This window comes from Photobacterium sanguinicancri (assembly GCF_002265265.1).
Taxonomy (GTDB): Bacteria; Pseudomonadota; Gammaproteobacteria; order Enterobacterales; family Vibrionaceae; genus Photobacterium; species Photobacterium sanguinicancri.
Genome location: NZ_NOIF01000186.1, coordinates 1 through 9,887 on the forward strand (window position 1 = coordinate 1; position 9,887 = coordinate 9,887).

The 9,887-nt window shown below is 43.8% G+C and carries 8 protein-coding genes; 5 read left to right on the forward strand and 3 right to left on the reverse strand.

The window, feature by feature from the left end; genetic code table 11:
- Positions 1–71 precede the first annotated feature (71 nt).
- Both ASV53_RS20185 and ASV53_RS20190 read right to left on the reverse strand, forming a co-directional pair.
- The gene (locus tag ASV53_RS20185) at positions 72–260 is read right to left on the reverse strand and encodes a DUF4250 domain-containing protein (protein WP_094958423.1); all 189 of its coding nucleotides are present in this window, start codon (positions 258–260) and stop codon (positions 72–74) included.
- Between the two features lie 277 nt (positions 261–537).
- Entirely contained in the window at positions 538–1,203 is a 666-nt protein-coding gene (locus ASV53_RS20190; RefSeq protein ID WP_094958430.1) for an HI_1241 family integral membrane domain, read from the reverse strand.
- A 370-nt stretch (positions 1,204–1,573) separates the two neighbouring features.
- On the opposite strand from ASV53_RS20190, the gene ASV53_RS20195 reads away from it, so the two are divergent.
- From ASV53_RS20195 to glpC, 4 genes are all read left to right on the forward strand, one after another.
- Positions 1,574–2,617: a GGDEF domain-containing protein gene (locus ASV53_RS20195; protein ID WP_189337928.1), complete on the forward strand. Its 1,044-nt coding sequence runs from the start codon at positions 1,574–1,576 to the stop codon at positions 2,615–2,617.
- A gap of 401 nt (positions 2,618–3,018) precedes the next feature.
- Positions 3,019–4,713 (forward strand): anaerobic glycerol-3-phosphate dehydrogenase subunit A, encoded by a 1,695-nt coding sequence (gene glpA, locus ASV53_RS20200; RefSeq protein WP_094958425.1) that lies wholly within the window; start codon positions 3,019–3,021, stop codon positions 4,711–4,713.
- On the forward strand, positions 4,710–6,044 hold the full coding sequence (glpB, locus tag ASV53_RS20205) for a glycerol-3-phosphate dehydrogenase subunit GlpB (RefSeq protein ID WP_094958426.1): 1,335 nt from the start codon (positions 4,710–4,712) through the stop codon (positions 6,042–6,044). The genes glpA and glpB overlap by 4 nt, the downstream gene beginning before the upstream one ends.
- Positions 6,041–7,252, forward strand: coding sequence for an anaerobic glycerol-3-phosphate dehydrogenase subunit GlpC (gene glpC / locus ASV53_RS20210; protein ID WP_094958427.1), 1,212 nt, complete (start codon positions 6,041–6,043; stop codon positions 7,250–7,252). Before glpB ends, glpC begins: the two co-directional genes overlap by 4 nt.
- An 86-nt stretch (positions 7,253–7,338) precedes the next feature.
- Here the strand turns inward: glpC and ASV53_RS20215 are convergent, their stop codons facing one another.
- Positions 7,339–8,565 carry an MFS transporter gene (locus ASV53_RS20215; protein WP_094958428.1) on the reverse strand — a complete coding sequence of 409 codons (1,227 nt, stop codon included), beginning with the start codon at positions 8,563–8,565 and terminating at the stop codon, positions 7,339–7,341.
- A 101-nt stretch (positions 8,566–8,666) separates the two neighbouring features.
- Between ASV53_RS20215 and ASV53_RS20220 the strand changes: the two genes are divergently transcribed.
- Entirely contained in the window at positions 8,667–9,539 is an 873-nt protein-coding gene (locus ASV53_RS20220) for a LysR family transcriptional regulator (RefSeq protein ID WP_094958429.1), read from the forward strand.
- The last annotated feature ends 348 nt before the right edge of the window (positions 9,540–9,887 follow it).

The window sequence follows — 9,887 nt, forward strand, 5'->3', positions numbered from 1 at the left end:
TATTTTATAAATCAATTATATTTATGTTATTAAAGAGAAACGCCTCAATAGCAAATAGAGGCGTTAAACGATTATTTAAACTGATTATTAATCGGGTCGTATTGAAAACCCAACGCCCCCATTTTTTCCATGAGTTCATCATTGTCGAGTTCATAGCGGCTCAGTAATTCATCGACTGAGTTGCACTCTAAGCGTAGTTTTTCATTCACAATGCCAAGTACTATGTGCCCATCCAGCTTGAGCAGATTGTTGATTTCCATGCTTCCTCCACCCCATCATTTCAGTATAAACCTCACTGTTAAGCATAGTTAGTTATCAATAAGTATCGATAATTAATCGAAGGCAAGCATACAAAATTGACACGTTAGTCACGCTTGGATAGTTACCTTTCAGTGATTGCTTAGCCGATAGCGACCCATTGAGTGAACGGCAAGGGTGCAGCACCCATAAAAAAGCCAACCTCAGTAAGGTTGGCTTCTTAGCTTCTTAGCTTCTTAGCTTCTTAGCTTCTTAGTATCGAAGCGCTAAGCTAAATGATTAGAACAAACTCAGTTGTAGTCCACTAGATACCACCAACAGACCAAAAGCACCTAGCAACTGCCAGCGATTTGCTTTTTTATTAAGCATTAAATGACCGGTCCAAACAAGCAAAGCAACTACCATAGCCACAAGTGCAGTAATCACGACTGAGGTAATTGACGCTAAAGCCGTCTCATCGAACTGAGACAAATACCAAACTAAAAATGGCAGCGAGACTATGGCACCAGCAAAACCACCAAACGGCAGTAAACGATGGAAAGCCTGTAAACGAGTACGTGCTTGTGTCAGTAAGGTATGTGCTAGCAATGCACCTAGTGCTGCCCCTAATGTCAGGCTTAGTCCCGCCATCGGCAAATTCACACGGAACAAGACAGAAAGCAGCGCTAAACCAGCCAAGCCATTCGCAAAAGAAAGCATATTTAGTGGGCCAGCATCACGGGTTTTTCCGGTTTTCACTTTGATCGTAAAGTAAGCAAGTGCAAGTAACGGTAAAATTGCGAGTGGTAATTGAATAATGACAAGCACCCAACCAAGCACAAGTACTGGTAATGTTTTATGTACTCGCCCACGTTGACCAGGGCAGATTTCGCCTTTAGTCAAAACAAGAGTAAAAATAAGCTGAGCAGTTAGCAAAGCTGGAATAAGAAAAATAATATAAGGCATCGGCTGCATCGGCATCAGTATTAACAAAGTGCAGAATTATATCTGCTTCTCAGATAAAAACTAGCGATGTAAAGTAGGTTCAAATCACCCTTTCACTATTTCACAGCCAATCAAGAAGCTATTTCTTGGATCAACATCACGGCTAAACTATTCAATCTAGTGAATAATCTCGACTAAAATGTCTCCCAATTTGCTAAGTCTCATTCATTGCTAGAAAAAGGAAATCTCTCGCCGAATGGTTATGCATGAAAATATCAATCAGGTAGTCAGAACAGTAAGGCACTACTTACCGGATTTATGGAGCACGGCCGCTCACAGTACAAGCTTTCAAAATACTCGCAGTGGTTATTTACGTAGCCGGATCACACTATTGAGCGTCGTTTGGGGCTTATTAATCATTTTATGGATCCCGCTAGATTTAGTTTTCCTTTCTGAAAACCAATCTGCTCCCATTGCTATCGCCCGTTTTATGCTTGGTTGCGGTTTACTGATGACCGCATGGCACTCACATCACCACACTAAACTTTACCAGTCTCAGTGGAGTTTGATATTACTGGTGATAATGATAAATGCCTTTTATATTTACTGCATTTCTGTACTGGATTTTCCACAAGCCTACAGTGGTGCAGAATATGGCTACACCTTATTGCCGATCCTCCATGTTGCTATTTTAACAATCCTACCGTTAACGCTGAAAGAAAGCCTAGGCTTACTCGCTATAACTGCATTGTGCCAAATAGGCGTAGATGTCAAAGCACAACGTTTATTTACCCCTGAAGTCATGGCAGGTTACTGGCTGCAAAATGTTTTAGCCTTAATGGTGATTTGGTCACAACAGTCCAAACTTTATATGTTAATGCGACTCTATCGCCAAGCAACACTCGATCCATTAACTGGGATCTACAATCGCCGTATGTTGCTACAACTCGCCCAAAAATCACTTGAAGCCTGTGAGCAAAATCAACAGACTTTTTCCGTACTTTTGTTCGATATCGACAAATTTAAGCGTGTTAACGATACATGGGGGCATGGTGCGGGCGATGATGTTTTAAAGCGCTTCACGCATTTTATACAATCCCAAATACGCAAGACTGATTTATTTGGCCGTTATGGTGGCGAAGAGTTTATTCTTTTTTTACCCAATTGCGACCACCAAGCAGCGCAAGATATAGCGAATCGCATGCTAGATTCGATTCGCTCACTAAACTTAGATATTAATGCTGTGAGCACCCAACTTCGTATTACCTCTTCCGTTGGCATTAGTAGTTTAAGTCACGGAGATAGTTTGTCATCACTGATCGAACGAGCAGACCGTGCGCTCTATGAATGTAAAGATGCAGGGCGTGATTGTGCTCGCTTTCATCCATTGGGGTACATTTACAGCCAAAATGAGCGCCGTAAAGCCGTTGCTTAACACGCATCACCTCTGTGTGCCCTTTAATTCCTCAACGTCCCCCATGAATACCTTGGCCTCGTTTTACATTCCACACGTTTGAATAACGAGCCAAACTCGTTGTTTGATGAAAATATAGGCATATTTATATGCAACGTAATCTATCTTGTTTTACCCCTCCACCCCAACACGCACAAATAGCAGTCAAGCCGCTTAAATACCGAACACACCGATACGCCCATCATCACATAACGCGCGAACGAATGCTCGTTCGCTCATTTATGTGTAACAGATCAAATAATACCCGCATAAAAAGTGGCATATTTACCAACATTGAAAAGGAATTTACCCCCTACACACTGGTAAAGTCCTTTTTATCCGTGATTTAGGTGTGGCAATAACAAGAATAAGCGAAAACGAGCATGAATAATTGGTATGAAACAGACGTTGTTATCATCGGTGGTGGCGCGACAGGCACAGGCATCATGCGAGATTGTGCGCTCCGTGGTATTCCATGTATTTTAATCGAGCGCGATGATCTCGCTTCAGGTACAACGGGCCGCAACCACGGTCTATTACACTCAGGTGCACGTTATGCCGTGACAGATGAAGAATCTGCGCGTGAGTGTATTCAAGAAAACCGCATCCTAAAAAAGATTGCTCGTCACTGCGTTGAAGATACGCAAGGCTTATTCATCTCATTGCCAGAAGATGATTTAGATTTCCAAGCAAACTTCATCAACGCCTGCACCCGTGCTGACATTGATGTAGAACAACTGTCACCACAAGATGCACTGCGCCTTGAGCCAAACTGCAACCCAAGCATGATTGGCGCGGTGAAAGTGCCTGATGGCACAATCGATCCTTTCCGCTTAGCCTCTTCCAACGTGTTAGACGCCGTTGAACGTGGCGCTCGCTTATTTAACCACACCCTTGTCACTGGCCTTATCCGCGATGGTGATACCGTTAAAGGCGTGAAATGCTTGAATACCGCCACAGGCCAAGGCTTTGAAATTTATGCTAAACAAGTGGTCAATGCAGCAGGGATCTGGGGCCAACAAATTTGTGAATATGGTGATTTGAACATCAAGATGTTCCCAGCCAAAGGTTCACTGCTTATTCTTGATTACCGTATTAACAACCTAGTGATCAACCGCTGTCGTAAGCCATCAGACGCCGACATTCTTGTACCCGGTGACACTATTTCACTTATCGGTACCACCTCTGAGCGTATTGATTACGACAAAATTGATGACTTGCACGTCTCAAGCAAAGAAATTGATGTCCTGCTAGAAGAAGGCACCAAGCTAGCACCTATCATGGCCAACACTCGTGTACTTCGTGCTTATGCGGGTGTGCGCCCACTTGTTGCCGTTGATGGTGATACCAGTGGCCGTAATATTAGCCGCGGCATCGTATTACTGGATCACGCTGAGCGTGATGGTATGGAAGGCTTCATCACCATTACCGGCGGTAAACTTATGACCTATCGCATGATGGCCGAATGGACCACAGATTTAGTGGCTAAGAAGCTCGGTAATACCACAGCATGTAGCACCCATGAAGTTCCGCTACCCGGTTCTGAGCAAGCGTCTAAATCTGTCAAGAAAACCGCGAGCCTTGCCAAGCCAGTTTACCAATCAGCTTATTACCGTCATGGTGAGCGTGCCGATAAATTCCTTAAAAATGACAAGAAAAGCCAAGCCGTCATTTGTGAATGTGAAATGGTCACCAGTGGTGAGGTTGAGTACGCAATCAAAGAGTTAAACGTCCATAACTTAGTGGATTTACGCCGCCGTACACGTGTCGGCATGGGACCATGCCAAGGCGAATTGTGTTCATACCGCGCGGCAGGACTATTTTCAGAGTATGGAAAAACCACAGGCAACCAATCTAGCCAGCTCTTAAATGAATTTCTCGAAGAGCGCTGGAAAGGCATTAAACCTGTTTTCTGGGGTGATGCACTACGTGAAGGTGAATTTACCTATTGGATTTATGAAGGCCTATTTGGCGGCAGCGATATTCCGACAAATGACACTCCAAGTAATGACATCCCGAACGGCGATATTCCAACGACAACAATGAAAAGCGAAGCACAAAGTGAGGTTGCACAATGAAATTTGATAGCTTAATTATCGGCGGTGGTGTTGCTGGCCTAAGCTGTGCCATTCGTTGTGCTGAAGCAGGTTTAAAAACAGCAGTAATTGCTGCAGGACAGAGTGCCCTACACTTCTCTTCAGGTTCTATCGATCTATTAGGCCGCTTACCTAATGGTGAATTAGTCACGCATCCGTTCGACGCTTTTTCTGCCTTAGAGCAGCAACAGCCTGAACACCCTTATTGTAAAATTGGTCAGTCAAACGTGAAAAATGCGCTTGATTGGTACCAAACCATGATGGCTGAATGTGGCGTTCAACTGACAACACAAGGTGATGAAACCAATCACTTACGCCTTACACCAATGGGAACATTTCGTGCGACTTGGTTGTCACAACAAACCGTCCACCCTTTTCCTATGTTTGAACCACAACAAGGGTTAACACGTATTGCGTTAGTAACCGTTGATGGTTTCCGTGACTTCCAACCAGAATTAACCGCAGATAACGTTTCTAAGCTGCCACAATTTGCTGATGTAACGGTCACGACCGCAGCTGTAGAATTGCCTGATTTTGAAATCATGCAACGTAACCCTTGCGAATTCCGCTCTATTGATATTTCACGAGTATTGCGTGATGAATCTAAACTACATGCTTTTGCTAAATCATTAATTCAACAAGTCGGCCAAGCTGATCTGGTTGTTCTACCTTCGGTATTTGGTAACGGCGATGGCGCAGCAACCATCAAGCTACTTGAAGGCTTAACTGGCTTTACCATTTGCGAATTGCCAACGATGCCACCATCACTACTTGGCATACGTTTAGAAGAAGCAATGAAATCACGCTATAAAGCCCTTGGTGGACTGATTCTTGCGGGTGACGAAGTGAAGCGTGGTGAGTTTGAAAATGGCAAATTAGCCAGAATCTACACCCGAAATCATCGTGAAATGCCACTTGTTGCTGACCACTTTCTGATTGCAACTGGCAGCTTTTTTAGCCACGGCATGCAAGCACAACGTCAAGCGGTGATTGAACCTATTTTTAATCTGGATTTATCCACAATTCCACATCGCGATAACTGGTATCAACACGATTTCTTTAGCTCACAAGCGCATCCATTCATGAAAATGGGTGTCAAAGCGAATGCCTCCCTACAGCCATCTCGCCAAGGACAAGCTATCGAAAACCTTTACTGTGCAGGCGCATTATTGTCTCACTACGATCCTGTCACAGAAGGTTGCGGCAGCGGTGTAGCAATCAGCACTGGCCACTTTGTTGCCGAACAAATGATTGCTAACCACACGCGTGAAATTGAAAACGTACCAGAACAACAAGAAAGGACTATCGCATGAGCCTTCCAAAAAAAGACACTAGCTTTGATCAATGTATTAAATGTACGGTTTGTACCGTGTACTGCCCAGTTGCAAAAGCGAACCCAGAATACCCAGGACCAAAGCAATGCGGCCCTGACGGTGAACGCTTACGTATGAAAAGCCCTGAGTTTTACGATGAAACACTTAAGCTTTGTACTAACTGTAAACGCTGTGAAACCGCTTGCCCATCTGGCGTGAAAATTGGTGATTTAATTGCAGTGGCACGTGATGAACACGCAAAAATGCCACTAAATATCAAAACAATCCGTGATTACGTACTCAGTCACACAGATTTAATGGGATCAGTTGCAACACCGTTTGCTCCTATCGTGAATGCCATTACTGGGCTGAAGCCGGTCAAAAAAGTCATGCACCATACTATTGGCGTACATGACCACAAATCACTGCCGAAATACTCACATGGAACATTCCGCCGTTGGTACAAACAAAACTGTACTAGCCAAGCCTTGTACCCAAAACAAGTGCACTATTTCCACGGCTGCTTTGTGAATTACAACCACCCGCAACTGGGTAAAGACTTTGTCAAAGTCATGAATGCCATGAGTATTGGTGTCCAGCTACTTGATAAAGAAAAGTGTTGTGGCGTACCACTGATCGCCAATGGCTTCTTTGATAAAGCCAAAAAGAACGCCAAGCTCAATGTGAAGAAATTCGCAGAAGCGATTGAAAAGTACGATGCACCGATCGTTTCAACTTCTTCAACCTGTTCGTTTACGCTACGCGAGGAATACCCTCACGTACTTAAAGTGGATAACAGTAAAGTAGCTGATAACATCGAATACGTAACACGCTTCTTGCTTAAAGCCTTCATGAACGGTGACATGCCAAAAATGAAGCCAATCAATAAGAAGATTGTCTACCATACGCCTTGTCACTTAGAGCGTACTGGCGGCAGCTTATACACCATTGAACTGCTTAAAATGATCCCGGGCCTTGAAGTCGTTGTGCTTGATAGCCAATGTTGCGGCCTAGCAGGGACATACGGTTTTAAAACTGAAAACTACGACACATCCATGGCGATTGGTGAAAAGCTGTTTAAACAAATTCGCCAATCCAATGCAGATTTTGCGATTACCGATTGTGAAACCTGTAAATGGCAGATAGAAGAAAACACCAACCTAGAAACGATTCACCCTGTTTCTTTGCTTGCGATGGCTATCGATTAAATCAGAAAAGGGTCATCACTGCTGATGACCCTTTTTTGTATGCTAAAGCTGATCCTATTAAATCCGTAATGCGCCAATAAACCGAGCTAAGTTAAAGAGGATACCTGACTCGCATCTACCGTTTGTTTCTCGTAACGTCGTAGCCAGACACATAACGTAAATAACACCATATACAACACCATGCCACCAGCTACTACCCCATGCCAAGCGCCATGCTGCCAGCAAGCAATAAGGTAGAATCCACCTACGCTACCACCTACATAATAATGAACTAAGTACAGAGCCGTCGCCGTTGCTTTTGCCGATTTGGCTTTGCGGCTAACCCAAGCATATGCTAATGAGTGGGTAAAAAAGGCACCTGAGCTAATCAATAGCAAACCAATGAGCATTGCTGGAATAGATTCGATTGCAGCGACCCACATCCCCGCTAAACTCACACTGGAGCCCAAGAGCATGCCTGATGTGACAGTAAAAGATTGGCTCCACCGACCACTGAGTTTGGCTGTTATGGTACCGCTCAAATAACATAAGAAAATCATAGAGGTAATACTCAACGGCATTGAATACGGCGGTGCCACTAAGCGAAAGCCCATCACAGAATACAAGTTCACAAACAAGGCAAAATTAATACCACCAATAAGCATGGCTAACCACAACGATCGTTGCCGTAAATGCTGAACAATAAAACGATGCTGAGCACGAAATTGAGCGCGACTAAATCCATGTTTAGGTGGCGAAAAGTTTTGTTGTTTAGGCAATAGCCACCACACAATACATGCCCCGATAAAACTGAAGATAGCCATACCAACGACAGCGACCTGCCATCCCCAATACTCTGTCGTAATACCGCCAAATAAGCGCCCAAAAATACCACCCAACGAATTGGCGCTTATATAAGTGCCCACCGCTAGCATTAATGCTTTGGTTGAAAACTCTTCAGCCATGTAGGCCACAGCTACGGCCGCAAAACCAGCTAAAGCCATTCCCATCAGCGCCCTTGCTAATGACAGTAAGAATAACGAATCAGCCCACAGCATTAGCAAACCAACAATCGGCAGTAAAAACAAGCTCACCAACATGATGCGATAACGACCAACACTCTCAGAAGCTATCGCCCAAGGCACTAACGTTAGCGCAAGGCTGAATGTACCCGCCGCCAAGAGCCAATTCACCTTGGTTGCACTCACCGAGAACTGCTCCGCCATCACGGGCAAGACTGGCTGGAATAGGTACAAATTACAAAAGACTAAAAATGACCCTAGCGCGAGAGCGAATGTCGCCTTTTTATATGGGGCGGTTCCAACCTGAATCATTTTACTTGTCACCTCTTAAATTAATGACAAAACAGTAGCAAGCCGCCACCAATAATGAAAATATATTGAAACTATCAAGATGATAAATAAAAGATATAGCCATGGATGTTCGTCAGCTTAAATACTTTGTTACTCTCGCCGAAATTGGCAACTTCACCGCAGCGGCTAAGGTGCTCAATATTGCCCAACCCGCTTTGAGCATTGCGATTAAAAAACTAGAGACTTCACTCGGGCTTGAACTTTTCCACCGCAATGAACGAAAGATCACCTTAACGCACGAAGGTGAAGTCTTGATGCCGCATGCGCGTTTGGTTATACAACAATTAAAAGATGCCGAAGTTGCGATGGCTGAATTACGAGGCTTAGAAAAAGGCGAAGTACGGTTAGGCGTACCCAGTATGCTGGGATCTTACTTCTTCCCTGAAATCTTAATGGGCTTTAAAAGCCAGTACCCTAACCTCAAATTGATCATGGTTGAAGGCGGGGCACAGTCAATTCGTAAAATGCTGATAGAAGGAGAGTTAGATTTAGGCGTTATCATTAATCATAACGTGCCTCAAGCTCTGGAAACTGAGCACTTGCTAACGTCGCAAATGGTTGCTGTTGTCGGTGAAGAGCATCCTTTCGCACACAAGTCGTCTATCGACTTTGCCACATTTTTTGCCCAAGAATTAGTGATGTTTAAAAAAGGCTACTTCCACCGCGAGTTCATTGATCGAGCCTGTGAAACTCAAAAGCTGCAGCCCCTCATTTCCTTTGAAACAAATCTATTGCCGATGATTTTAAATATTGTCAGACGTGACTTTGCCATTAGTGCTCTGCTTGAGATGGTGACAGAGCATGAGCACGGCGTATTGCCCGTTCCTTTTGAAGAACCAGTGTATTTAGACATTGCAATTGCATGGCGTAAACACGGATATTTATCGCTCGCTGATCGCGCATTCAAAGAGTATGTAAAAGAATGTTGCGTATAAAATATGATTTATTTATAAGAATTCAACATCACATCAATGCTACACATAAACCCGAAAGACAACCACAACATTAACACCCACTGCGAAGTTGATTAAACAAAAAGCCATTCTTAATCTGATATTTACCAGTTTAATCATTAAAATTATCAGTTAAGTAGCACAAAATTAACATCCCACATAAAATCATGTTTTAGATCATAAGATGCTATGTTAACTATCGTACCCCCTGCCCTTTTTAGGTACATTGCAGCTCAGCAGTATGTAAGCAAATAATACAACTGTCTCTTAAACACAACTCCGAGCCCACGAGACGGAGCTACCTAGCGTATGGCGTCTACAGCTTGAAAA

What these genes read in the sequence shown, in the direction of transcription:
- ASV53_RS20185 (WP_094958423.1), bottom strand. Translation starts at nt 260, where the DNA reads ATGGAAATCAACAATCTGCTCAAGCTGGATGGGCACATAGTACTTGGC.
- ASV53_RS20190 (WP_094958430.1), bottom strand. Translation starts at nt 1,203, where the DNA reads ATGCCTTATATTATTTTTCTTATTCCAGCTTTGCTAACTGCTCAGCTT.
- glpA (WP_094958425.1), top strand. Translation starts at nt 3,019, where the DNA reads ATGAATAATTGGTATGAAACAGACGTTGTTATCATCGGTGGTGGCGCG.
- glpB (WP_094958426.1), top strand. Translation starts at nt 4,710, where the DNA reads ATGAAATTTGATAGCTTAATTATCGGCGGTGGTGTTGCTGGCCTAAGC.
- glpC (WP_094958427.1), top strand. Translation starts at nt 6,041, where the DNA reads ATGAGCCTTCCAAAAAAAGACACTAGCTTTGATCAATGTATTAAATGT.
- ASV53_RS20215 (WP_094958428.1), bottom strand. Translation starts at nt 8,565, where the DNA reads ATGATTCAGGTTGGAACCGCCCCATATAAAAAGGCGACATTCGCTCTC.
- ASV53_RS20220 (WP_094958429.1), top strand. Translation starts at nt 8,667, where the DNA reads ATGGATGTTCGTCAGCTTAAATACTTTGTTACTCTCGCCGAAATTGGC.